Origin of the sequence: Bradyrhizobium sp. WSM3983 (genome assembly GCF_000473045.1) — a bacterium.
In the GTDB taxonomy this organism is placed as follows: domain Bacteria; phylum Pseudomonadota; class Alphaproteobacteria; order Rhizobiales; family Xanthobacteraceae; genus Bradyrhizobium.
This window is the reverse complement of sequence record NZ_AXAY01000008.1, coordinates 105,807-128,867: the sequence shown is the minus strand read 5'-3', so window position 1 is coordinate 128,867 and position 23,061 is coordinate 105,807. Positions and strand designations below refer to the sequence as shown.

17 protein-coding genes are annotated in these 23,061 nt (G+C 64.2%); 11 read left to right on the top strand and 6 right to left on the bottom strand.

The genetic code is table 11. The features are described 5' to 3' along the window. Window positions 1-114: 114 nt before the first annotated feature. Both YUA_RS0115045 and YUA_RS0115040 read left to right on the top strand, forming a co-directional pair. A complete protein-coding gene (locus YUA_RS0115045; protein ID WP_027531454.1) occupies window positions 115-1,716 on the top strand; it encodes an alpha-amylase family glycosyl hydrolase in 1,602 nt (533 codons plus the stop codon). Between the two features lie 194 nt (window positions 1,717-1,910). Further along, a complete protein-coding gene (locus tag YUA_RS0115040; protein ID WP_027531453.1) occupies window positions 1,911-2,402 on the top strand; it encodes an MmcB family DNA repair protein in 492 nt (163 codons plus the stop codon). 153 nt (window positions 2,403-2,555) lie between these two features. On the opposite strand, the gene YUA_RS0115035 is transcribed toward YUA_RS0115040, so the two are convergent. Further along, window positions 2,556-3,110 (bottom strand): ActR/PrrA/RegA family redox response regulator transcription factor, encoded by a 555-nt coding sequence (locus tag YUA_RS0115035; RefSeq protein WP_027531452.1) that lies wholly within the window; start codon window positions 3,108-3,110, stop codon window positions 2,556-2,558. A gap of 103 nt (window positions 3,111-3,213) precedes the next feature. Beyond that, window positions 3,214-4,524 (bottom strand): ActS/PrrB/RegB family redox-sensitive histidine kinase, encoded by a 1,311-nt coding sequence (locus tag YUA_RS0115030; protein WP_027531451.1) that lies wholly within the window; start codon window positions 4,522-4,524, stop codon window positions 3,214-3,216. A 140-nt stretch (window positions 4,525-4,664) separates the two neighbouring features. Between YUA_RS0115030 and YUA_RS0115025 the strand changes: the two genes are divergently transcribed. From YUA_RS0115025 to YUA_RS0115010, 4 genes are all read left to right on the top strand, one after another. Continuing rightward, a complete protein-coding gene (locus tag YUA_RS0115025; protein ID WP_027531450.1) occupies window positions 4,665-5,471 on the top strand; it encodes an ABC transporter ATP-binding protein in 807 nt (268 codons plus the stop codon). Then, window positions 5,468-6,286 carry an ABC transporter permease gene (locus YUA_RS0115020; protein ID WP_027531449.1) on the top strand — a complete coding sequence of 273 codons (819 nt, stop codon included), beginning with the start codon at window positions 5,468-5,470 and terminating at the stop codon, window positions 6,284-6,286. Before YUA_RS0115025 ends, YUA_RS0115020 begins: the two co-directional genes overlap by 4 nt. 120 nt (window positions 6,287-6,406) lie before the next feature. Further along, on the top strand, window positions 6,407-7,735 hold the full coding sequence (locus YUA_RS0115015; protein ID WP_027531448.1) for a polyhydroxyalkanoate depolymerase: 1,329 nt from the start codon (window positions 6,407-6,409) through the stop codon (window positions 7,733-7,735). 218 nt (window positions 7,736-7,953) lie between these two features. Further along, a complete protein-coding gene (locus YUA_RS0115010; protein ID WP_027531447.1) occupies window positions 7,954-8,793 on the top strand; it encodes a M48 family metallopeptidase in 840 nt (279 codons plus the stop codon). A 340-nt stretch (window positions 8,794-9,133) separates the two neighbouring features. Here YUA_RS0115010 and YUA_RS0115005 read toward each other — a convergent pair whose 3' ends face one another. Continuing rightward, window positions 9,134-11,356 carry a transglycosylase domain-containing protein gene (locus YUA_RS0115005; RefSeq protein WP_027531446.1) on the bottom strand — a complete coding sequence of 741 codons (2,223 nt, stop codon included), beginning with the start codon at window positions 11,354-11,356 and terminating at the stop codon, window positions 9,134-9,136. A gap of 168 nt (window positions 11,357-11,524) precedes the next feature. On the opposite strand from YUA_RS0115005, the gene YUA_RS0115000 reads away from it, so the two are divergent. Continuing rightward, the gene (locus tag YUA_RS0115000; RefSeq protein ID WP_027531445.1) at window positions 11,525-11,950 is read left to right on the top strand and encodes a DUF1330 domain-containing protein; all 426 of its coding nucleotides are present in this window, start codon (window positions 11,525-11,527) and stop codon (window positions 11,948-11,950) included. Between the two features lie 59 nt (window positions 11,951-12,009). Here the strand turns inward: YUA_RS0115000 and YUA_RS0114995 are convergent, their stop codons facing one another. After that, the gene (locus YUA_RS0114995; protein WP_027531444.1) at window positions 12,010-13,236 is read right to left on the bottom strand and encodes an ABC transporter substrate-binding protein; all 1,227 of its coding nucleotides are present in this window, start codon (window positions 13,234-13,236) and stop codon (window positions 12,010-12,012) included. Window positions 13,237-13,499: 263 nt separating this feature from the next. Between YUA_RS0114995 and YUA_RS0114990 the strand changes: the two genes are divergently transcribed. Continuing rightward, complete coding sequence (locus tag YUA_RS0114990) at window positions 13,500-14,030, top strand: methylated-DNA--[protein]-cysteine S-methyltransferase (protein WP_027531443.1); 531 nt, start codon at window positions 13,500-13,502, stop codon at window positions 14,028-14,030. Window positions 14,031-14,148: 118 nt separating this feature from the next. Here YUA_RS0114990 and YUA_RS0114985 read toward each other — a convergent pair whose 3' ends face one another. Then, on the bottom strand, window positions 14,149-16,938 hold the full coding sequence (locus tag YUA_RS0114985; RefSeq protein ID WP_027531442.1) for a [protein-PII] uridylyltransferase: 2,790 nt from the start codon (window positions 16,936-16,938) through the stop codon (window positions 14,149-14,151). 242 nt (window positions 16,939-17,180) lie between these two features. On the opposite strand from YUA_RS0114985, the gene YUA_RS0114980 reads away from it, so the two are divergent. Both YUA_RS0114980 and YUA_RS0114975 read left to right on the top strand, forming a co-directional pair. Beyond that, window positions 17,181-17,690 (top strand): OsmC family protein, encoded by a 510-nt coding sequence (locus tag YUA_RS0114980; RefSeq protein WP_027531441.1) that lies wholly within the window; start codon window positions 17,181-17,183, stop codon window positions 17,688-17,690. Window positions 17,691-17,823: 133 nt separating this feature from the next. Beyond that, a complete protein-coding gene (locus YUA_RS0114975) occupies window positions 17,824-18,627 on the top strand; it encodes a hypothetical protein (protein ID WP_027531440.1) in 804 nt (267 codons plus the stop codon). 92 nt (window positions 18,628-18,719) lie between these two features. On the opposite strand, the gene mutS is transcribed toward YUA_RS0114975, so the two are convergent. Continuing rightward, complete coding sequence (gene mutS, locus YUA_RS0114970; protein WP_027531439.1) at window positions 18,720-21,458, bottom strand: DNA mismatch repair protein MutS; 2,739 nt, start codon at window positions 21,456-21,458, stop codon at window positions 18,720-18,722. Between the two features lie 215 nt (window positions 21,459-21,673). Between mutS and pcaF the strand changes: the two genes are divergently transcribed. After that, window positions 21,674-22,882, top strand: a complete 1,209-nt coding sequence (gene pcaF, locus YUA_RS0114965; protein ID WP_027531438.1) for a 3-oxoadipyl-CoA thiolase — start codon at window positions 21,674-21,676, stop codon at window positions 22,880-22,882. The last annotated feature ends 179 nt before the right edge of the window (window positions 22,883-23,061 follow it).

The following is a 23,061-nucleotide window of genomic DNA, read 5'->3' as shown; positions in this document are numbered from 1 at the left end:
GAACAGTCGTACGCGCTGTCACACGGCCGTCCCAATTCGCGTGGCTGTTTGAACCGGGACGTTGCTTCCGCGTTCTCTCGCGCGAGGCGCAGATTTTTGGGTGGGTTTTCCAATATGGCTCAGGGCGGCGAGAACTGGTGGCGCGACGGCATCTTCTATCAGATCTATCCGCGCTCGTTTCAGGACAGCGACGGTGACGGCGTCGGCGATCTCGCCGGCATTTTGCGGCGGCTGCCTTATGTGAAATCGCTCGGCGTCGACGCGATCTGGCTGTCGCCGATCTTCCCCTCGCCGATGACCGATTTCGGCTACGACATCTCCGACTATACCGGCATCGATCCGCTGTTCGGCGCGATGGCGGATTTCGACGCGCTGATCGCGGCCGCGCATGAGGCCGGCCTGAAGCTGATCCTCGATCTTGTGCCGAACCACACCTCCGACCAGCATCCCTGGTTCGTCGAGAGCCGGTCCTCGCGCGACAATCCCAGGCGCGATTGGTACATCTGGCGCGATCCTGGCTCCGATGGCGACGTACCGAACAACTGGCTGTCCGAATTCGGCGGCAGCGCATGGCAGGTCGACGCCGCGACGGGTCAATATTACTACCACGCCTTCCTGGCCCAGCAGCCGGACCTCAACTGGCGCAACCCCGAGGTCCGCGCCGCGATCTACGACGTGATGCGGTTCTGGCTGGAGAAGGGCGTCGACGGCTTTCGCGTCGACGTGATCTGGCACCTGATCAAGGATGCCGAGTTTCGCGACAATCCGCCGAACCCGCATTATGTCGAGGGCCGGCCGCCGAACGAAAAGATCCTCACTCAATACTCCACCGACCAGCCGGAGGTGTTTGACGTCATCGCCGAGATGCGGCGTGTCACCAATGCTTATGATGCGCGCGTGCTGATCGGCGAGGTCTATCTGCCGCTGCACCGGCTGATGGCCTATTACGGCAATGATCTCACCGGCGCGCAGATGCCGTTCAATTTCGCGCTGCTCTCGACCTTCTGGAGTGCGCGCTCGATCGAGAAGATCATTGACGACTACGAGAAGGCATTGCCGAAGGGCGCCTGGCCGAACTGGGTGCTCGGCAATCATGACCGTCCGCGCGTCGCAAGCCGCGTCGGGCCGGAGCAGGCCCGCGTCGCCGCCATGCTGCTACTGACCTTGCGCGGCACGCCGACGCTCTATTATGGCGACGAGATCGGCATGCATCAGCTTGCGATCGCGCCCGAGGATGTCCGCGATCCCTTCGAGAAGAACGTCCCCGGTATAGGCGTCGGGCGCGACGGCTGCCGCACGCCGATGCAGTGGGATTCGTCCAACTTCTCCGGCTTCTCGGAGGTCAGGCCGTGGCTGCCGCTGCCAGAGGATCATATCCGCGAGAACGTCGTCAATCTCGACGCCGACACGCGCTCGATCCTCAGCCTCTACAAGCGGCTGATGGCGTTGCGGAAGAGTTCACCGGCGCTGGTCGGAGGCGACTATCATCCGATCACCGCGCAAGGCGATTTACTCGTGTATCGCCGCGAGGCCGAGGGCCGGGCGCTCATTATCGTGCTCAATCTCGGCCCTGAGCCGATCGCGGTCACCACCAGCGCGATCCGCTTCGGCAGCGAGATATTGCTGTCGACGTTTCTGGATCGCGAGGGGGAGCGGCTGGAGGGAGTGCTGGATCTGCGCGGGAATGAGGGCGTGATCGTGATGCCGCGGACCTGAATGGAAGGGTAAAGCGCCAGCGTCATTCTCCAATGTCGTCCTGGACAAGCGAAGCGCAGATCCAGGACCCATTACCCCAGGAAGCAGTTTGGCGAAGACGCGTGGTGAGCAGCTCGCGTTACAACGACCCCTCGGGGCAATGGGTCCTGGCTTTTCGCCAGGACGACAGCGGAGGAATCGGCTAATCTCTCCCCATGGACAGTCCCGCCCGCAACATCGCCCTCGTGCCGCCGCTGGACCGTCGCCAGTCGGAAACTGCGCTCGCGATCGCGCGCGGCACGGCGCGGCTTTTACGCTCGCTCGGTTTTTCCTGCATCAGCGAATTGCCGCTGCCGTCAGGCCGGCGCGCCGATCTCGCCGCGTTGAACGAGCGCGGCGAGATCTGGATCGTCGAGATCAAATCGTCAGTCGAGGACCTGCGCGCCGATCAGAAATGGCACGAATACCGCGCGCATTGCGACCGGCTGTTCTTCGCCTTCACGCAGGATCTGCCGTGCGAGATTTTTCCTGAAGACACCGGCCTGATCATCGCGGACGCCTATGGCGCGCACATGCATTGCGAGGCGCCCGAGCACAGGATCGCAGCCGCGACGCGGAAGCAGATGACGGTGCGGTTTGGAATGGCGGCAGCGCTGCGCATCAACCGCCTGATCGATCCGCAGGGGCACGCAGATTTTTGGGAGTAGAATGGTCTCGTGTCCCGGACGCGCTGCAACGCCTTAGCGTTGCTGCGCAGAGCCGGGACCCAGAAGGCAGTGGTTCAAGCTGAGGCATGGGCCCCGGCTCAGCAGCGCATCACTTCGTGCTGCGCTGCGTCCGGGGCACGAGAGCGGTGAAAATTACCTTGGCGCGCGCTTCGCCAAAATCCGCTGCAGCGTACGCCGGTGCATGTTGAGGCGACGCGCCGTCTCCGAGACGTTGCGGTTGCACATCTCGTAGATGCGCTGGATGTGTTCCCAGCGCACGCGGTCAGCTGACATCGGGTTCGCGGGCAGCTCGGATTTGTCCGTGCTGGTCGAGAGCAATGCTGCAACGACGTCGTCGGCATCGGCGGGCTTCGAGAGATAATCGATCGCGCCCATCTTCACCGCGGTCACGGCGGTGGCGATGTTGCCATAGCCGGTCAGCACGATGGCGCGGGCCTCGGGGCGCTTCTTCTTCAGCGCGGAGACGACGTCGAGACCATTACCGTCGCCGAGACGAAGATCGACCACGGCGAAGGCCGGCGCGGACTTGCCGATCTGCGCAAGGCCATCCGAGACCGTGTCACATGACGTCACCGCAAAGCCGCGTGTCTCCATGGCGCGCGACAGGCGCTCCAGGAACGGCTTGTCGTCTTCCACGATGAGAAGCGAGCGGTCGGTCTGTTCGTTCAGTTCGGCGATGGCGTTCAAGGTTTTGTCCTCTCTCCTGCACATCTACATATGGCGTCGCAATCAAGCGGTGCCAAGGCCGCCGATAGTCGATCGGCCCTTCAGTGCGACGCAAGGTCGCGGCCTATCCTATTGTTTCTTCGAGGCTCTCGATAGCCTCAAAACGCTCCCGTGGCCATGCGATCTGCACCACTGCACCGTGTTCCGGAAAGGTCCGATTGGTAAACGAGACCTTGGCGCCGGTACGTTCGAGCAACGTGCGGGCGATGAACACGCCGAGCCCCAGCCCGCCACCGGCATCCTGGGCGCGCCGCCGCGACAGATAGGGCTCGCCGATCCGGTTCATGAGATCGGGCGGAATGCCGGGACCGTCGTCCGAGATCACGATCTCGATCGTCTCATTGTTCCACCACGCATTCACCTCCACCGTAGAGTTGGCGAAATCGACCGCGTTCTCGACGATGTTGCCGACACCATAGAGCACTGCCGGATTGCGCGATCCGACCGGCTCGGCCGTGGCGGCGATCGCGATCCGCACTTTGATGTCGACGCCGAAATCGCGGTGCGGTGCCACCACTTCTTCGATCAGCTCCGACAGCTTCATGCGGTCGAACGGTGCGCCGGTGGAGGATAGCTGGGTGATTTTGCTCAAAATATCGCGGCAGCGTTGCGTCTGCTCGCGCAACGTCTTCAGGTCCGCCGCGAAGACCGGATCCGTCACGGTCTTTTCCAGCTCGCGCGAAATCAGGAAGATGGTCGCAAGCGGTGTGCCGAGCTCGTGCGCGGCGGCGGCGGCCAATCCGTCGAGCTGGGTCAGGTGCTGCTCGCGCGTCAGCACCAGTTCGGTCGCGGCCAATGCGTCGGCAAGCTTGCGCGCCTCCTCGGTCACCTGGAACGAGTAGAGACTGGTGACGCCGATTGCGAGCACGATCGAAAGCCAGACGCCAAGAAGATAGATCGGCGGCAGCACCACGGGGTCTTCGGAGTCCCATGGCAGCGGAAAATGAAAGAAGAACAGGATAGAGGCGCAGGCCACGGCCAGAACGCCGATGCCAAAAGTCAGCCGGGCCGGCAAGGCGGTGGCCGAGATCAAGACGGGAGCAAGGAACAGGAAGGAGAACGGGTTCTGCAATCCGCCGGTGAAGAACAACAGCCCGGCCAGTTCCATGATGTTCAGCGCCAACAGTCCGGCGGCCTGGAGCGGCTCCAGTCGCTGCATCGGGTTGGCGACGGTCTGCAAAGCCAGATTGAGCGCCGCCGACAGAGCGATGATGCTGACACAGGGGACGATCTCGACCTCGAACTCGAGCCCCTGCGCCACGATGAAGATCGCGGCGAGTTGGCCCAGCACCGCGAGCCAGCGCAGCCGCAGGATGGTGTCCAGGCGGATGTGTCGTTGCGACGGGCGGAAGTCGGAAGCAGCAGTCTCGGTCATCTCAGCCAATCTAGCGGTGCGCGTGTCCGATCACAAACACGCTGGCCCGCACGGTCCATGGGGGCGGAAGTCCCTGACATCAAGTCTTGTTACATCAAGTCTTGCGCTCTACGCGGCAATGGCCGAAGAACGCCTCTAGCATGACTGAGAACGACAATGCTGCAAGTCGGCCGACTGTCGCGGACAGCACATTGTCCGCGGCGATCGAGGTCGATCGCCTCGTCAAGGTCTACAAGCAGACCCGCGCGGTGGACGGCATCTCCTTCACGCTTCCCCGCGGCAGCATCACCGGGCTATTGGGCGGCAATGGCGCCGGCAAGACCACCACCATTGCGATGATCATGGGGCTGGTGCTGCCGACGTCCGGCCGCGTCCGCGTGCTCGGGCACCGGATGCCGGAGCAAAGCGCCGCGGTGCTGGGGCGGATGAATTTCGAGAGCCCCTATGTCGACATGCCGATGCGGCTGACGGTGCGGCAGAACCTGACCATTTTCGGTAAGCTGTATGCGGTGAAAGGCCTCACCGACCGCATCGCAAAGCTGGCCGAGGATCTCGATCTCAACGATTTCATCGACCGCGCCAATGGCAAACTCTCCGCCGGGCAGAAGACCCGCGTCGCGCTGGCGAAGGCGCTGATCAACGAGCCCGAGCTGTTGCTGCTGGACGAGCCGACCGCCTCGCTCGACCCTGACACGGCCGACTGGGTGCGGGCGCATCTGGAGCGATACCGCAAGGACAACAACGCCACCATCCTGCTGGCGTCGCACAACATGCTCGAGGTCGAGCGGCTCTGCGACCGCGTCATCATCATGAAGCGCGGCCGCGTCGAGGACGACGACACGCCTGACGCCATCATGGCCCGCTACAACCGCACCACGCTGGAGGAGGTGTTTCTGGACGTCGCGCGCGGACGGACGAATGGTGCCAGAGAGGAGGCGGGGCGATGACTGATGTCACCCTCCACCGCGGCATCTCCGTCCAGCGCATCGGCGCGATGATCCTGCGCTACTGGTATCTCCTGATGTCGTCCTGGCCGCGGCTGCTCGAACTGCTGTACTGGCCGGCGCTCCAGATCATTACCTGGGGCTTTCTTCAGCTCTACATTGCGCAGAACGCCAATTTCTTCGCGCGCGCCGGCGGCACGCTGATCGGCGCCGTCATCCTCTGGGACATCCTGTTCCGCGGCCAGCTCGGCTTCTCCATCTCCTTTCTGGAGGAGATGTGGGCGCGCAACCTCGGCAACCTCATGATGAGCCCGCTGAAGCCGATCGAGTTTCTGCTGTCGCTGATGGTGATGAGCTTGATCCGGCTCGCGATCGGCGTCATCCCGATGACGCTGCTGGCGCTGGTGTTCTTTCACTTCAATGTCTACAGCCTGGGCTTGCCGCTGATCGCCTTCTTCTGCAACCTGATCTTCACCAGCTGGTCGGTCGGCATCTTCGTCTCGGGCTTGGTCTTGCGGAACGGCCTTGGCGCCGAAAGCATCGTCTGGACCCTGATGTTCGCGATCATGCCGCTCGCCTGCATCTATTATCCGGTCGGCGTGCTGCCGCCCTGGTTGCAATATGTCGCCTGGTCGCTGCCGCCGACCTACGTATTCGAAGGCATGCGCGCGCTCCTGATCGAGAAGAGCTTCCGGATCGACCTGATGCTGGATGCGCTGGCCATCAACGCAGTGCTGCTGGTTGCATCTTTTGGGGCATTCCTTGCCCTTTTGCGCAGCGCCAAGAACAACGGTTCATTGCTCTCGGGCGGCGAATAGCGTCACTTTCCCGTGGATTCATGCTGGTTTTATCGATTTCACTACGTAGATGTACGGAACCATGCATTGACGCGATATTACGCATTCGGCAGTATGTTGCGATGCGAAGAGGAATTGATCATGCCCATTGGTGAGTTCGGCGGCGCACCGCCCCTGGCGAGTGAAGGCAGTCCGGTCCTGACCACGCCGATGTACTGGATGTACGAGATGGCGCATGCCTCTCTTAATCCGGCGCGTGCCGTCACCGATGCGACCAGGCTGCTGTTTCAGAATCCCCTGAACCCCTGGGCGCGCACCAAGGTTGGCAAGTCCGTTGCCGCGGCCTGCGAATTGTTCGAGCGCACCACGCGCCGCTACGGCAAGCCGGAATGGGGCCTCGACGACACCGAGGTCAATGGCATCCGCGTCCCAGTCGAGGTCCGCTCGGTCTGGGAAAAGCCGTTCTGCAATCTGCTCTATTTCGATCGCAAGTTCGCTCGCCCGTTGCGCAGTCCGCAGCCGCGCGTGCTGATCGTGGCGCCGATGTCCGGCCACTACGCGACCCTGCTCCGCGGCACGGTCGAAGCGTTCCTGCCGGCGCATGAGGTCTACATCACCGATTGGGCCGATGCCCGCATGGTGCCGCTCAGCGAAGGCCGCTTCGATCTCGACGATTACATCGACTACGTCATCGAGATGCTGCACGTCCTTGGCGGCAACACCCATGTCATCGCGGTTTGCCAGCCGTCCGTGCCCGTCGTCGCCGCCGTCTCGATCATGGAAGCGCGCCGCGATCCCTTCGTGCCGACGTCGATGACGCTGATGGGGGGGCCGATCGACACCCGTCGCAATCCGACCGGCGTGAACGACCTCGCCCAGCAGCGCGGCATCGACTGGTTCCGCAACCACGTCATCACCAAGGTGCCATTTCCGCATCCGGGCATGATGCGCGACGTCTATCCGGGATTCCTGCAGCTGAACGGCTTCATCAGCATGAATCTCGACCGGCACATGGATGCGCACAAGCAGCTCTTCGCCAATCTGGTGAAGGGCGACGGCGACCTCGTCGACAAGCATCGCGACTTCTACGATGAATATCTCGCGGTGATGGATCTCTCCGCCGAGTATTATCTGCAAACCGTCGACACCGTGTTCGTGAAGCACGCGCTGCCGAAGGGCGAGATGACCCATCGTGGAACTCGCGTCGATCCCTCCAAGGTCACGCGCGTCGCGTTGATGACGGTCGAAGGCGAGAACGACGACATCTCGGGTCTCGGTCAGACCGAAGCAACGCACGGATTGTGCAGCTCGATTCCGGATCATCGCCGCGTTCATTACGTCCAGAAGGGCGTCGGACATTACGGCGTGTTCAACGGCTCGCGCTTCAAGTCGGAAATCGTTCCGCGCATCCATGATTTCATGGTCTCCGCTGCGACTCCGAGCGCAACACAGGCGCTTGCGGCCGAATAATTGCGTTTTTCGGCTTTCCCGTCGAAAATTCAGGGCCCTGCCGGAGGCTTCGGGAGGGCCTGGTTCCCGCTAGATTCGAGGTATTTAGGTAGCTTTATAGGAGTGAGTCACGCCTCACCCCTTGGGGGTGCCGCATGCGTCCAGCGGGGGCGAAAAATTTGGGTTCCAACCCCAGTCTGTAGGGTCTCCCGGACGCCAGACCCCTGTATATTGGGCAAATGATTTGTTTTTGCGCCGGACGCTTTCCTTGGCGGCGGTTATGGCAGAATCCGGGCGAACTCTTGCTCCCCGGACTGACAGACATGGCCACTCGTGCGCTCCTCTACCGTCGGCCCCACGAACCGAAGACCCTTCTCATCACCCATGGATCGCAATTCTTTGCGATTCGGCTGCGCAGGCACCGCCGAGCGCGCCGATACACGCTCAGAATCCATCCGAGCGACCGCGAAGCGATCCTCACGATTCCGCCGCGCGGCACGCTCGTCGAAGCAAAGGACTTTGCGCAGCGCCACGGCGCGTGGATCGCGGCGCGTCTCGGTCGCTTGCCGAAGGCTGCACCGTTCCAGCATGGCACAGTGATACCGCTCCGTGGCGTTTCCCATCGCATCGTGCATCGCACCGGCGCGCGCGGCACGGTGTGGACCGAAATTCGCGACAGCGGTGAACGCATTCTCTGCGTCGCCGGCGGGCTCGATCATGTCGATCGCCGCGTCAGCGACTTCCTGAAGCGCGAGGCGCGTAAGGATCTGCAGCGTTCAGCCCAGACCCACGCCGCCGAGCTCGGCGTCAAGGTGAAGCGGCTCTCGATCCGCGATCAGTCCAGCCGCTGGGGCTCCTGCACCTCGGCCGGCTCGCTGTCGTTCTCCTGGCGCCTGATCCTCGCGCCGCCCTACGTGCTCGACTATCTCGCCGCGCATGAAGTGGCCCATCTCGTCGAGATGAACCACTCGGCGCGGTTCTGGCGCGTGTGCGGCAAGGTCTGTCCGTCAATGGAGCGTGCCAAGAAGTGGCTCGACACCTACGGGAACGATCTGCACCGGTACGGGGTCGAGGATTAGGGCTGGCTCTATCCTAACGATCAGCCGTCGTCCCGGCGAAGGCCGGGACCTATAACCACAGGGCGTGGTTTGACGAAGACTAGTCGTTCGGTACGCCTACGTTCTGCCGTCGATAAATAACGCGGTATGGGTCCCGGCCTCCGCCGGGACGACACCGAGGGTGGGGCGAAGGCCGCGCAGTTCGTGTGACTCCCGCACGCGCGGCGACGATTGCGCGGCACGCTCGTTTTCCTCCGCCGCATCAAACCCTTCTGACAACCCACCGCGCATCACGCCGCCTACTGTGCATGGGGTTGTTTTCGCGCTTTTGTTTTGAGCCACGACAACCTCAGGCCGAAGCTCACCGATTTCCGCCAAACAGCCGGTCCATCAACCAGCCATCAAGCCCTGCGGCTGCTTCCGGCCGGACATTGGCGCGCGTCGGTGGTGGTGCGCGATAGCCGCCATTGCCGACCGGCGCCGATGCGGGCCCGGGTGCGGCCGCCGCCTGCGTCGGCGGCGACACCTGCGAGGAGATCTGCACGAGATTCGATGGGCCCCAGGTGGCTTGCGAGTTCGGCAGGGCGGCTACCGGCACGCCCTCGTGCGCGATGCGCATGAAGCGGGTCCAGACTTCGACCGGCAGGCCGCCGCCGGTCGCCTTTTTGGTCGGCGAGTTGTCGTCATTGCCGAGCCAGACGCCGGTGACGAGGTTCGACGTGTAGCCGATGAACCAGGCGTCGCGGTAATCCTGGCTGGTGCCGGTCTTGCCGGCTGCCTGCCAGCCCGGGATCTCGGCCTTCTTGGCGGTGCCGGAGATCAGCGTCTCCCGCATCATCGTGTTCATCATGCCGACATAGCGCGGCTCGATCACCTGGTTGTGCTCGTCCGCCTGGCGCATGTAGAGCAGCTTGCCGTCGAGCGTCCTGATCCGCGTCACCACATGCGGCGCCGCCGCGAAGCCGCCATTGGCGAACGGTGCATAGGCGCCGACCATCTCGACCACGGAGACTTCCGAGGTGCCGAGCGCGATCGAGGCGTTGGGCTCGAGTTTCGACGAGATGCCGAGCCGGTGCGCGGTGCGCACCACGTTCTTCGGCCCGACCTCGAGGCCGAGGCGGATGGCGACGGTGTTGAGCGACATCGCGAGTGCCTGCGTCAGCGTCACCGCGCCGAAATATTCATGGGTGTAGTTCTCGGGCTTCCAGCCCTTGACCTCGATCGGTGCGTCCTGGCGGACGGTGTCGGGCGTCAGCCCTTGCTCCATGGCGGTCAGGTAGACGAACGGCTTGAATGAGGAGCCCGGCTGGCGTTTTGCGGTGACCGCGCGATTGTACTGGCTGTCGGAGTAGTTTCGCCCACCGACCATGGCGCGCACCGCGCCGTCGGGCGTCATTGCCACCAGCGCGCCTTGGCTGACGTTGAACTTCACGCTCTTGGCCGCGAGCTCGTCGATGACGGCGGCTTCCGCCACGGCCTGGAGTTTTGGATCGATCGTGGTCTCGACCTTGATGCTGTCGTCGATCTGGCCGACCAGGTCGTCCAGCACCTCGCCGATCCAGTCGGCGACGTAATTGACGGTGCCGGCGCCGACCGGCTTCACATTGTAGGAGGGGTGGCCGATCGAGGCCTGGGCCTGCGCCTCGGTGATGAATTTTGCATCCGCCATCGCCGCGAGCACGATTTTCGCGCGCGCTTCCGCACCTTCCGGATTGCGGTTCGGCGCAAGGCGCGAGGGCGATTTGACCAGGCCAGCCAGCATCGCGGCTTCCGCGATCGTCACGCTCCTGGCCGGCTTGCCGAAATATTTTTGCGCGGCGGCTTCGACGCCGTAGGCGCCGGAGCCGAAATAGACGCGGTTGAGATAGAGCTCCAGAATCTCGTTCTTGGAATGCTTGCGCTCCAGCCAGATCGCGAGCTCCGCCTCCTGCAGCTTGCGCGCCATGGTGCGCTCCTGGGTCAGGAACAGGTTCTTCGCAAGCTGCTGCGTCAGCGTCGAGCCGCCCTGCGACACGCCGCGATGGAGCACGTTGGTGATGAGGGCGCGCAGGATGCCAACCGGGTCGATGCCGAAATGCGAATAGAAGCGGCGGTCTTCAATCGCGATGAAGGCCTTGGGCAGATAAGGCGGCAGGTCCTTCAGCGGCACGTTGGCGCCGGCCATCTCGCCGCGCTGTGCCAGCATGCTGCCGTCCATGCCGACGATCTGGATCGTCGGCGGGCGTTTTGGAATTTCGAGCGACTGGATCGGCGGCAGATGCGCGCCGACCCAGATCACGACGCCGATCACGGCGATCAGGCCCCACAGGCTCAGCACGGCGCCCCAATAGACCAGGCGGCCGAGGCCCGCTCTGATGGATGATTTCGACCGGCGCTTGGCGCCGTTGCGGCTCGGTTGCGCCTTGGGCTCGCGCGGCGGCTCGTCGTCGGACGTATCGGCCTTGCGCTTGCTGGAGGATTTCTTCCGCTTGTCGTCGCCGCCGCCGGGAATGCGATCCGCCGCCGTCAGGCGCAGATCGGCGAGCGCCGCGGGCAAGCCGAACAATGGTTCTTTCCGCCCACCCTTTTTCTTTGCCGACCCCATACGCAAACGCCCGGTCATCCCGCCCCGCCGCACGCTAGCGGTCGCTGTTTAAGGCCCGGTTACCCGGTCGTTAACGCGTGATTAGGAGGTGCGGCATTCGCCCGCCGCAGTTCCGCGCGCGGCGCGGCGAAGCTAGGATCGGCGGCACATAAAGAAGAGGGAACTCTTATGGGCCACATCGATCCGACCAAGGAAATCTTCGCGCAATTCCGGGACAACGACCGCCCCGGCCCGATCCACATGCTTAATCTGGTGCGGCTGCGCAAGAACGCGGCCTATCCCGATGGCCGCAAGGCCAGCGGCGCGGAAGCCTATGCGGCCTATGGTCGCGAAAGCGGCCCCGTGTTCGAGCGCCTCGGCGGCCACATCGTCTGGCAAGGCAGGTTCGAGCTGATGCTGATCGGCCCGCAGGACGAGCGCTGGGACCACTGCTTCATCGCCGAATACCCAAGCGTTGCCGCCTTCGTCGAGATGATCCGCGATCCCGTCTATCGCGAAGCAGTCAAGCACCGCCAGGCCGCGGTGGAGGATTCGCGCCTGATCCGGCACGCGGTGCTGCCGGTGGGTAAGAACTTTGGGGAGATACCGGCGTAGGCGCTCCCAAACAAAATCGGCGGCCCGCAGGCCGCCGATTGGATTTCAGAGCTCGGTGGCTAGCCCGCCGGACCCGCATCCTCCAGGATCGGGCCGAACAGCTCCCAGCGCTCGCCGTTGAACTTCATCATCTGCATCTGCTTGTTGACGCGGTAGTCGTTCGGCCCGGTGTTGATCTTGATGCCGGGCAGCGCGAAGCTCGGGGTGAAGTCCTTGATGTTGGCGACCTGCTTCATCACGTTTTCACGTGACAGATCGTCGCCGCACTGTTTCAGCACCTGCGTTAGCAGCTCGGCCACCGAATAGGCGTAGGTGTTGACGGTGTTGAGCTTGTCGCCTTCGGGGAAATATTTGTCCATGAAGGCGAAGAAGGCTTTCACGCCGGGATCGTCCTTCCACTGGGGATCGCTGGGCTCCTTGCCGTATTGGGTCGAAATGATGCCTTTGGAGATGTCGAGACCGGCCGGCTTCAGCGTCGCCGAGATCGGGCTCGCATTGATGTCGAGGATATGCACCGGTGTCCAGCCGAGCTCGGCGACCTTCTTGATGGCCTGCGCCGCGAACTTCGGTGTCGAGGCATCGTAGAAAAGATCGGCGCCCATCGACTTCAGCTTGACCACCTGCGAATCCACCGTCGGATCGGTGACCTCGTAGGAGACCTCGCCGACGATCATGCTGGCGGCCTTGTCGCCGAGGCCGCTCTTGAGGCCGGCGAGATAGTCGCGGCCCATGTCGTCGTTCTGGTAGAGCACGCCGATCTTGGCGTTGGGATGCTCCTTGAGAATGTACTTGGCGTAGATGCGTCCCTCGGACACGTAGTTGGGATTATACGCGATGGTCCAGGGATAGTTTTGCGGATCGTTGAAGCGCGCAGCGCCAGTCGAAGCCAGCAACTGCGGGATCTTCTTGCCGTTGAGATATTTCTGCACGGCGGCGTTTGCCGCGGTGCCGATGATCTGGAAGGTGAACAGCACCTCGTCGCCTTCGACGAGCTTGCGAACCTGCTCGACGGTCTTCGGCGGCGAATAGGCGTCGTCATACTGGATCAAATTGATCTTGCGGCCGTTGATGCCGCCCTGATCGTTGATCATCTTGAAGTAGGCGGCCTGCGTCTTGCCGATATTGGCGTAGACGGAATAGGCGCCGGAGAATGGCACGGTCTGGCCGATCTTGATCTCGGTGTCGCTCGCGCCGGTGTCGTATTTCTTCTGGGCGAGGGCTGGACTGGTGGAGAACGCGAAGGCAAGCGCCACCGTGGCAGCTAAGAAAGCTTTGCGATTGTTCATGTTGGGTTGTTCCTCCTGGCGGAATTTTCGGCCGATGGTCTTTTCCGTCGATTGCAACGGTCGCCATCGCTGTCGAAGATTGTGGAGGAAGGCGAGGTGCCGCGCAAGGATCGCGGCACGGCGCTGGAGCGTCTCAGGCGAGAAACAGCGCAATCAGGGCGGTTGCGGCCGGTCGAGCTCCCCCAAAAGCGTCAGCTTTCGGGTGGACGTTAGCATGGCCGGCATGGAAAGTGCGACGCGTGTTTCGATGCAAGGTATCGCAAATGGCTGCTCGACCAACCAGGACTCCCGAACGTTTCGGCCTCGATCGGCTGGCGACGCCGATCGGGCTCGCGTTGCTCGTCACTGATGCCGACGGCGCGCTGCACGCACTCGACTGGGACGACTACGAGTACCGCATGCGCGAACTCCTGCGCCTGCATCATGGCGCGGTGGAGCTGGTTGATCGGCCGGCGCCGACGGCGATGAAGACTGCGCTGTCGGCTTACTTCGAGGGAGATCTCGGTCAGCTCACACGGATCGAATGGCGGATCGCCGGCACGCCGTTCCAGCAAAAGGTCTGGACTGCGCTCGCGAAAATTCCCGCCGGCACCACGATGAGCTACGGTGCGCTCGCGGCAAAGATCGAGATGCCCAAGGCCATTCGCGCCGTCGGCCACGCCAACGGCTCCAACCCGATCAGCGTGGTGTTGCCGTGCCATCGACTGATCGGCGCCGACGGTTCGCTAGTGAAATATGGCGGCGGCCTCGAACGCAAGCGCTGGCTGCTGCGGCATGAGGGCGTGGAGGTTTAGCCGCCTGTCATTCCGGGGCGCGCGAAGCGCGAGCCCGGAATCCATCAGGCCCGTCGACGGTCCCGGTAAATGGATTCCGGGCTCGCCGCTATGCGGCGCCCCGGAATGACGAGAGGCCTCACGCCGCCGGCTGGATCGCCTTGTCGCCGGCCATCACATGGCTCAACGCGCTCTTGATCGCGGCCTGGCGGGTCGGCGCGTTGATCTGCGCGCCGAGCAGGTCGGTGACGTAGAACACGTCGCGGGCGCGCTCGCCGAAGGTCGCGACATGGGCCGAGGCGATGTTGAGGTTGAGCTTCGAGATCGCGGTGGTCAGCTCGTAGAGCAGGCCGGGGCGGTCGAGGCCGGACACCTCGATCACGGTGTAGCGGTCGGACCATTGGTTGTTGATGGTGACTTCCGGCTCGATCACGAAGGGGCGCGCCTTGCTGCGCACGGTGCGCCGCGCCACCACTTCGGGCAGGCGCAGCTTGCCTTCCAGCACGTCCTCGATCATCTCGCCGATGCGCGTGGCGCGCCGGCCCTCGTCCTCGTCGCGATCGTATTCTCTGGAGATCGAGATGGTATCCAGCGCGCGGCCGTCAGTCGTGGTGTAAATCTGGGCGTCGACGATGTTGGCGCCGGCCGAAGCGCAGGCGCCGGCGATGATCGACAGTAGCCAGGGATGATCAGCGGCGAAGATCGTCAGCTCCGTGACGCCGCGCACCTCGTCGAAGCCGACATTGATCGCGAGCTTGTGGCCGGCCTGCTCGCTGGAGCGGACGAAGCGGGCATGGCGAATTTTGCGCGGCAGCTCGACCTTGAGCCAGTAGGCCGGATAGTGCCGGCCGACATAGGCATCGAGCTCGTCCGCCGGCCACTCGGCGAAGGCGTGCCGGAATTCGGCGTAGGCGGCCGTGAGGCGCTTGCCGCGGTCGACCTCCGAGAAGCCGCCAGTCAGCACCGGTTCGGTCTCGTAATAAAGCGAGCGCAGCAGCTGCGCCTTCCAGCCGTTCCACACGCCCGGACCGACGCCGCGGATGTCGGCGGTGGTCAGGATGGTCAAGAGCTTCATCTGCTCGACCGACTGCACCACGGCGGCGAAATTCTCGATCGTCTTGCGGTCGGAGAGATCGCGCGACTGTGCGACCGTGGACATCGTCAGATGTTCCTCGATCAGCCAGGCCACGAGCTCGGTGTCGGTCGCGCTGAAGCCGAGCCGCGGGCAGAGCCGGCGCGCGACCTTGGCGCCCGCGATCGAATGATCCTCCGGCCGTCCCTTGGCGATGTCGTGCAGCAGCGTCGTGATGTAGATCACCGCGCGGTGCTCGGGCCGGATCTTGCGCATCAGGTCACTGGCGAGCGTGAACTCCTCGATGCCGCCGCGCTCGATGTCCTGGAGAAAGCCGACGCAGCGGATCAGATGCTCGTCGACGGTGTAGTGATGATACATGTTGAACTGCATCATCGAGACGATCTTGCCGAAGGCACGGATGAAGTGACCGAGCACGCCGGTCTCGTTCATCCGCCGCAGCACGATCTCGGCGTTGTCGGAGGTCAGGATCTCCATGAACAGCCGGTTGGCCTCGGGATTCTCGCGCATCTGCGCGTTGATCAGGCCGAGCGAACGCGTCACGTCGCGCATCGCATCCGGATGGAAGGCGAGGTTGTTCTTCTGCGCCAGGCGGAAGATACGGATCAGATTGACCGGATCGTGCTTGAAGACGTCGGGTGCGGCGACGTTGATGCGGTTATTGTCGACAATGAAGTCGTCGCTGTCAGGTACGCGCCGTTTCACAGGCGTGGGGCGAAGCCGCGCCATCATCCGGCTCAGCACCGGCGCGGGCTTGGCTTGCTGGTCCTCGAGCTTGGCGCAGAGGATGGCGGTGAGGTTGCCGACTTCCTTGGCGACCAGGAAGTAGTGCTTCATGAAGCGCTCGACGTCCTGCATGCCGGGGTGCGAGGTGTAGCCGAGCCGGACCGCGATCTCGCGCTGGAGATCGAAGGAGAGGCGCTCTTCGGCGCGGCCGGAGTAGAAATGCAGGTTGCAGCGCACCGACCAGAGGAAATCGGCGCAGCGCCGGAAAGTGCGGTATTCTTGCGCGTCGAACACGCCGCGCTCGGCCAGCTCGTCGGTATCGCGCACGCGATAGACGTATTTTGCGATCCAGAACAGCGTGTGCAGGTCGCGTAGCGCGCCCTTGCCGTCCTTGACGTTGGGCTCGACCAGATAGCGCGACTGGCCGCCACGGCGATGTCGTTCCTCGCGCTCGGCGAGTTTTGCGGTGACGAATTCCGACGCGGTGCCCTGCACCACTTCCTTGTCGAAGCGGGCGACCAGTTCGTCGTAGAGCGGCTGGTCGCCGGTGAGGAAGCGCGTCTCCAGGATCGCGGTGCGGATGGTCATGTCGCCGCGCGCCTGGCGGATCGATTCATCGACCGAGCGCGTGGCGTGACCGACCTTCAGCCCCATGTCCCAGAGGCAATAGAGGATGGCTTCGGCGACCTGCTCGCCCCACGCGGTCTGCTTGTAGGGCAGGATGAACAACAGATCGATGTCGGACTCGGGGGCCATCAGGCCGCGGCCATAGCCGCCGGTCGCGACCACCGCCATACGTTCCGCGCCGCTCGGGATCGGGGAGCGGTAGAGATGACGGGTCGCGGCCGAATAGAGGATGCGGATGATCTCGTCCTGCACGTGGCACAGCCGCTCGGCGCAGCGGCGGCCATGGCGGTCCTTCAGCAGGATTGCCTGCGCTGCGGCGCGCGCGGCAATCAGCTCGGCCTTGAGCAGTTGCGCCACGGCGGTGCGGAACGCGTCCTCGCGACCCTGATGCTTTTCCGCAAGCGCATCGACCGCGGCGGTGATCCGCGCGGTGTCGAAGCGATCATCCACCTGTGGCTTGTGCTCGGTCGCAACGCTGTCCATGTCTCACCGGATATAAGAGGTGACAGGCGCTGTCACGAGGCATTCCTGCAACGAGCCGTGGACAGGCTCGGCGCCCAGCCGCGAGGCCCGTCCCCGGAACCGGTCATAACGCTATGACTCTCATGGGTTTTTCAGATCGCTGGTCCGGCTGTTCATGGCTGCTCCCAGCAATCGTGGGCTGACATGAGACGGGGCGCCTTCTATACCGTTTGTTAGAAACGACATGCCGGGAGAGACCAGGAATGGACGCCGCAGAACTGCGCCAGGTACAGGCCCCGATCAAGGAGCGCTACAAGATCGATCCCACGGCCGCGATGATCACGCTGAAGGCCAAGGGTTCGACCGACGGCGAAGGCATCGCCTGCAAGGTCGAGACCGGCCGCGCCATCGCGATGGCTGGCCTCCATCCCGCCACCGGCGGCTCCGGCCTCGAGCTCTGTTCCGGCGACATGCTGCTCGAGGCGCTCGTCGCCTGCGCCGGCGTCACGCTGAAATCGGTTGCGACCGCGATCGAGGTGCCCTTGAAGACTGGTAACGTCTATGCCGAAGGCGATCTCGATTTCCGCGGCACGCTCGGCGTCGACAAGGAGACTCCGGTCGGCTTCGCCGAGATCCGTCTCCGCTTTGAGGTGGACACCGATGCGCCGCAGGACAAGCTCGATCTTCTGCTGAAACTCACCGAGCGCTACTGCGTGGTCTATCAGACCATCAAGAACGGCCCGAAGATTTCGGTGTCGATGCAGCGGATGTGACTTGCGTCGTCCCGGCGAAAGCCGGGACCCATACGCCGTGTCCCATCGATTGAAGCGTTGCCGCCCGACGACTTTCGCTCCCAACGCACAGTCGTGATTATGGGTCCCGGCCTCCGCCGGGACGACAGATTGTATGCCCGCCGAACTGTCCTACATCCTCTTCCTCCTGCTACGGATGGCGGTTGCGGCCGCCTTCGTGGTGTCGGCGTCTGTTATCACCGAGCGCTCCGGCCCGGTGATCGGTGCGCTGGTGGCGACGCTGCCGATCTCGGCAGGGCCTTCCTATGTCTTCCTCGCGATCGACCATGACGCTGCCTTCGTTGCGCAGGGGGCGCTGTCGAGCCTTCCGGTCAACGCGGCAACGATCTTCCTGGGGCTGACCTACGTCGTGTTGGCGCAGCGGCATAGCTTCGCCGCGAGTGTCGGAAGCGCGGTGGCGGTGTGGCTTGTGCTTGCATCCATCATCCGTCTGTTCGACTGGACTTTGACGGCCGGGCTCGCCGTTAACCTGGTCGCCTTTGGCATCTGCATTCCTCTGCTCGCACAGTACCGCCATGTGAAGATGCCGCTGGTGACGCGCCGCTGGTACGACATTCCGTTCCGCGCCTCGCTGGTGGCAACGCTCGTTGCGATCGTGGTCTCGACCTCAGGCTGGGTCGGCCCGCGCGTCTCCGGCGTGATTGCGCTCTATCCGATCGTGTTCACCAGCATGATGGTGATCCTGCATCCGCGCATCGGCGGCCCGCCGACCGCCGCGGTGCTCGCCAACTCCGCCTGGGGCCTGCTCGGCTTCGGCATGGCGATCGCGGTGTTGCATGTCGGCGCCGCCAATTTCGGTTCCGCGATCGGCCTCAGCCTCGCGCTTGCGACCTGCATCGTTTGGAATCTGACGTTGTGGTGGAACGGGCGAAGGAAGCGGCTGGCGGTGGTTTCGTAGGGTGGATTAGCGAAAAGCGTAATCCACCGGCTTGCTTTCCGCGCGGACAGACTGCGGTGGGTTACGCTGCGCTAACCTACCCTACGGCACCGTTACTGCTTTGCCAGCTTGGCCTTCAGCGCATAGAGCGCATCCAGCGCCTCGCGCGGGGACATCTCGTCCGGGTGGAGCGTCTTCACGGCATCCATCAATAGCTCTGCTTCGGTCGGCGGCGCGGCTTCTGCGGCGGCCCGCGAGGGGACGGCGAACAGCGGCAGATCATCCACCAGCGCGCGCGCAGTCTGGCCGCGGTCCTGCGCCTCGAGCTTTGCCAGCACCGATTTCGCGCGCGTGATCACAGCTGGCGGCAGGCCGGCGAGCTTGGCCACCTGGATGCCGTAGGAGCGGTCGGCCGAGCCGGGCAACACCTCGTGCAGGAACACGACATTGCCCTGCCATTCCTTCGCCCGGACCGTCGCGTTGAACATCCGCGGCAGCTTTGCCGAGAGTGCGGTCAGCTCGTGATAGTGCGTCGCGAACAGCGTGCGGCAGCGGTTGCTTTCGTGCAGATGCTCGATCGCGGCCCAGGCGATCGAGAGACCGTCGAAGGTCGCGGTGCCGCGGCCGATCTCGTCGAGGATCACGAGCGCGCGCTCGCTGGCCTGGTTCAGGATCGCAGCCGTCTCGACCATCTCCACCATGAAGGTGGAGCGGCCGCGGGCGAGATCGTCGGCGGCGCCGACGCGCGAGAACAGCCGGTCGATGATGCCGATCCGCGCGCGCGTAGCCGGCACGAAGCTGCCGATCTGGGCGAGCAGTGCAATGAGGGCATTCTGGCGCAGGAAGGTCGACTTGCCCGCCATGTTCGGACCGGTGAGCAGCCAGAGCTGGCCGGATTTTTGCGCTGGCGCCGGCGAGAGATCGCAGGCATTGGCGATGAACGGCTCGCCATTGCGCTTCAAGGCCTGCTCGACCACGGGATGGCGGCCGGCTTCGATGGCAAAGCCGAGGGAGCCATCGACCTCGGGCCGCACATAGTTCTCGTCGACCGCGAGCTTGGCGAGCGATGTCGCAACATCGAGCAGCGCAAAGCCTTGCGCCGCGGCGCGCAGATCGTCGCTGATCTCGAGCGCCCTGGCGCAGAGCCGCTCGAAGATTTCGAGTTCGAGCCCGAGTGCACGGTCGCCGGCATTGGCGATTTTCGCTTCGATCTCGCCGAGCTCGGAGGTGGTGAAGCGTACCTGGCCCGCCAGTGTCTGGCGATGGATGAAGGTCGCGTTCAGTGGCGCCGACATCAGCTTGTCGCCGTGCTGCGCGGTCACCTCGACGAAATAGCCGAGCACGTTGTTGTGGCGAATCTTGAGGCCCTTGACGGAGGTCGCGTCGGCGTAGCGCGCCTGCATCGAGGCCACGACAAGACGCGAGGCATCACGCAGGTTCCGCGCCTCATCAAGGGCCGGTTCGTAACCGGCACGAACGAAGCCGCCATCGCGTTTGATCAACGGCAGCTGCTCGTCGAGCGCACGGGCAAATTCGGCTGCGAGCTCGCGCGAGGGACGCTTGAGCGCCGCCATGACGGCGGCGATCTCCTGCGGCGGCTGGTCGAGCTCGCCGAGGCGCGCCAGCACCTGGTCGGCGGCGACGATGCCATCGCGCAAGCCCGCGAGGTCGCGCGGGCCGCCACGGCCGACCGAGAGACGGGCGAGCGCGCGCGACATATCGGGTGCGCCGCGCAGGATGCTGCGGATGTCCTCGCGCGTGGCTGAGTCCGCGACGAAGGCGCTGACGGCGTCGAGCCGTCGTGCGATCGCGGGCGCGTCGGTCAAAGGCGCGGCGAGCCGTTGTGCCAGCAGGCGCGAGCCGGCCGACGTCACCGTGCAGTCGATGGCATCGAGCAGCGAGCCGCGGCGTTCGCCGGCAAGCGTTCGCGTCAGTTCGAGATTGGCCCGGGTGGCGGGATCGATCGCCATGGTCGCGCCCGAGGCTTCGCGCGCGGGCGGCGACAGCGGCGGGTGCTTGCCGACCTGGGTGCGGTCGACATAGGTGACGGCGGCGGCAGCAGCCGTGGCCTCCAGCCGCGAGAGCTGCGCCAGCCCGTCCATGGTCGCGACGGCGAAATAGTCGCACAGGCGCTTCTCGGCGGTGGCGCCATCGAAGACGTCGCGGGTCACCGGCGTCACCGCCGGCAGCTCGCGCAGGGTCTGTCCGAGCTCGTTGTCGCTATAAAGCCCGTCGGTGACGATGGCTTCGTTCGGGTTGATGCGCGCCAGCGTCGCGGCGAGCTCACCGCCCGAAACTTCCGTCACCGTGAATTCGGCAGTCGAAATGTCGATCCAGGCAAGCCCGAAACGGTCGCCGCCGGCCGACGAGCGCGCTCGCGCAATCGCCAGCAAATAATTGTTGGCGCGCGCATCGAGCAGCGTGTCCTCGGTCAACGTGCCCGGCGTGACCAGCCGGACAACGCCGCGGCGCACGACGCTCTTGTTGCCGCGCGCTTTCGCCGCGGCGGGATCCTCGGTCTGCTCGCACACGGCAACCCGGTGGCCGGCGCTGATCAGGCGATGCAGATAATCCTCGGAGCGCTCGACCGGCACGCCGCACATCGGGATGTCGTTGCCCTGATGCTTGCCGCGCTTGGTCAGCACGATACCGAGTGTCTTCGAGGCGATCTCGGCGTCCTCGAAGAACAGCTCGTAGAAATCGCCCATCCGGTAGAACAGCAGCAGGCCCTGATGCGCCGCCTTGATCTCCAGGTACTGTTCCATCATTGGCGTGACTCGCGCGGCGGCTTCCGCCTGCGGCGCGGGGGTGGGTTCAGGCTCTGGCGCTTGGATGGGCTGTTGCATTGTCATGGGCGGCGCAACCTACAAAATTTCGGCCCGTGCTCCTATCGCTTTGGCCGGGGAGAGGAGGTTTTCCACGTTGTCCGCACCGCGGCATGCGCTGGCGACGTGCGCACCCCGGGAATACGCAAGAAACCGTCAATTGACCTGCCGCGGGCGTCCTCCTAAAACTCCGCCGGCATTGAAGAATTCTGGCCGAACCGCGGCATTCAGGGAGAACAGCGATGCGTGACGTCTTTATCTGCGATGCCGTGCGGACCCCGATCGGCCGTTTCGGCGGCTCGCTTGCCAAGGTGCGCGCCGACGACCTCGCGGCAGCCCCGATCAAGGCGCTGATGGCCAAGCACCCCAATCTCGACTGGGCGCAGGTCGATGAAGTCTTCTTCGGCTGCGCCAACCAGGCCGGTGAGGACAACCGCAACGTCGCGCGCATGGCGCTGCTGCTCGCAGGGCTTCCGGATTCGGTTCCCGGCCAGACCCTGAACCGGCTCTGCGCCTCCGGCCTCGATGCTGTCGGTGCGGCAGGCCGCGCCATCCGGTCCGGCGAGATCGAGCTTGCGATTGCCGGCGGTGTCGAATCCATGACCCGCGCGCCCTTCGTGATGGGCAAGGCTCAGGAAGCCTTCTCGCGATCGGCCGAGATCTTCGACACCACCATCGGCTGGCGTTTCATCAATCCGCTGCTCAAGGCGCAGTATGGCGTCGATGCGATGCCAGAAACCGGCGAGAACGTCGCCGAGGAATTCCAGGTCTCGCGCGCAGACCAGGATGCCTTCGCCATCCGCTCGCAGCAACGCGCCGGTAAGGCGATCGCAGCCGGCTATTTCGCCGAAGAGATTCTCCCGATCACCATTCCCGGTGGCAAGGCCGGTCCGATCACGATCGACAAGGACGAGCATCCGCGTCCCGAGACTACGCTCGAAGCTCTCGCCAAGCTGAGGCCGATCGTGCGCAATCCCGGCACCGTGACCGCCGGCAATGCGTCCGGCGTCAATGACGGCGCCGCCGCGATGATCCTGGCCTCCGAAGCCGCGGTGAAAAAGCACGGCCTGACGCCCCGCGCCCGCATCCTCGGCCTCGCCTCGGCGGGCGTGCCGCCGCGGATCATGGGCATTGGACCTGTCCCCGCGACCCGCAAGCTGATGGAGCGGCTCGGCAAGAAGATCACCGATTTCGACCTGATCGAGCTCAACGAAGCCTTCGCGTCCCAGGGCATCGCCTGCATGCGCCAGCTCGGCGTCGCCGATGACGCCGATTTCGTCAACCCGCATGGCGGCGCCATCGCGCTCGGTCATCCCCTCGGCATGAGCGGCGCGCGCCTCGCGCTCACCGCCGTGCACGGCATGGAGAAGCGCGGCGGCAAGCTTGCCCTCGCCACCATGTGCGTCGGCGTCGGCCAGGGTGTGGCCGTTGCAATCGAGAAGCTGAATTGACGAGACGCGTAGCGTCTCGTCATCCCGGGGCGGTGCGCTTGCACCGAACTATGGTGCGCATTTGCGCACCTGAGGATCTCGAGATTCCGGGTTCAGCCCTGTCGGCTGCCCCGGAATGACCAGTTATGGAAGACCTTAAACCGGCTTCCCCTGGTTAGTTATGTTCTATAATGATTGGC

Excerpts from the sequence above, each read along its gene's own strand:
- YUA_RS0114975 (WP_027531440.1), top strand. The coding sequence starts at position 17,824 with ATGCCCGCCGAACTGTCCTACATCCTCTTCCTCCTGCTACGGATGGCG.
- YUA_RS0115005 (WP_027531446.1), bottom strand. The coding sequence starts at position 11,356 with ATGGGGTCGGCAAAGAAAAAGGGTGGGCGGAAAGAACCATTGTTCGGC.
- YUA_RS0115010 (WP_027531447.1), top strand. The coding sequence starts at position 7,954 with ATGATTTGTTTTTGCGCCGGACGCTTTCCTTGGCGGCGGTTATGGCAG.
- YUA_RS0115025 (WP_027531450.1), top strand. The coding sequence starts at position 4,665 with ATGACTGAGAACGACAATGCTGCAAGTCGGCCGACTGTCGCGGACAGC.
- YUA_RS0114985 (WP_027531442.1), bottom strand. The coding sequence starts at position 16,938 with ATGGACAGCGTTGCGACCGAGCACAAGCCACAGGTGGATGATCGCTTC.
- YUA_RS0115040 (WP_027531453.1), top strand. The coding sequence starts at position 1,911 with ATGGACAGTCCCGCCCGCAACATCGCCCTCGTGCCGCCGCTGGACCGT.
- YUA_RS0115045 (WP_027531454.1), top strand. The coding sequence starts at position 115 with ATGGCTCAGGGCGGCGAGAACTGGTGGCGCGACGGCATCTTCTATCAG.
- mutS (WP_027531439.1), bottom strand. The coding sequence starts at position 21,458 with ATGACAATGCAACAGCCCATCCAAGCGCCAGAGCCTGAACCCACCCCC.
- YUA_RS0115015 (WP_027531448.1), top strand. The coding sequence starts at position 6,407 with ATGCCCATTGGTGAGTTCGGCGGCGCACCGCCCCTGGCGAGTGAAGGC.
- YUA_RS0114980 (WP_027531441.1), top strand. The coding sequence starts at position 17,181 with ATGGACGCCGCAGAACTGCGCCAGGTACAGGCCCCGATCAAGGAGCGC.
- YUA_RS0114990 (WP_027531443.1), top strand. The coding sequence starts at position 13,500 with ATGGCTGCTCGACCAACCAGGACTCCCGAACGTTTCGGCCTCGATCGG.
- pcaF (WP_027531438.1), top strand. The coding sequence starts at position 21,674 with ATGCGTGACGTCTTTATCTGCGATGCCGTGCGGACCCCGATCGGCCGT.
- YUA_RS0115030 (WP_027531451.1), bottom strand. The coding sequence starts at position 4,524 with ATGACCGAGACTGCTGCTTCCGACTTCCGCCCGTCGCAACGACACATC.
- YUA_RS0115000 (WP_027531445.1), top strand. The coding sequence starts at position 11,525 with ATGGGCCACATCGATCCGACCAAGGAAATCTTCGCGCAATTCCGGGAC.
- YUA_RS0115020 (WP_027531449.1), top strand. The coding sequence starts at position 5,468 with ATGACTGATGTCACCCTCCACCGCGGCATCTCCGTCCAGCGCATCGGC.
- YUA_RS0114995 (WP_027531444.1), bottom strand. The coding sequence starts at position 13,236 with ATGAACAATCGCAAAGCTTTCTTAGCTGCCACGGTGGCGCTTGCCTTC.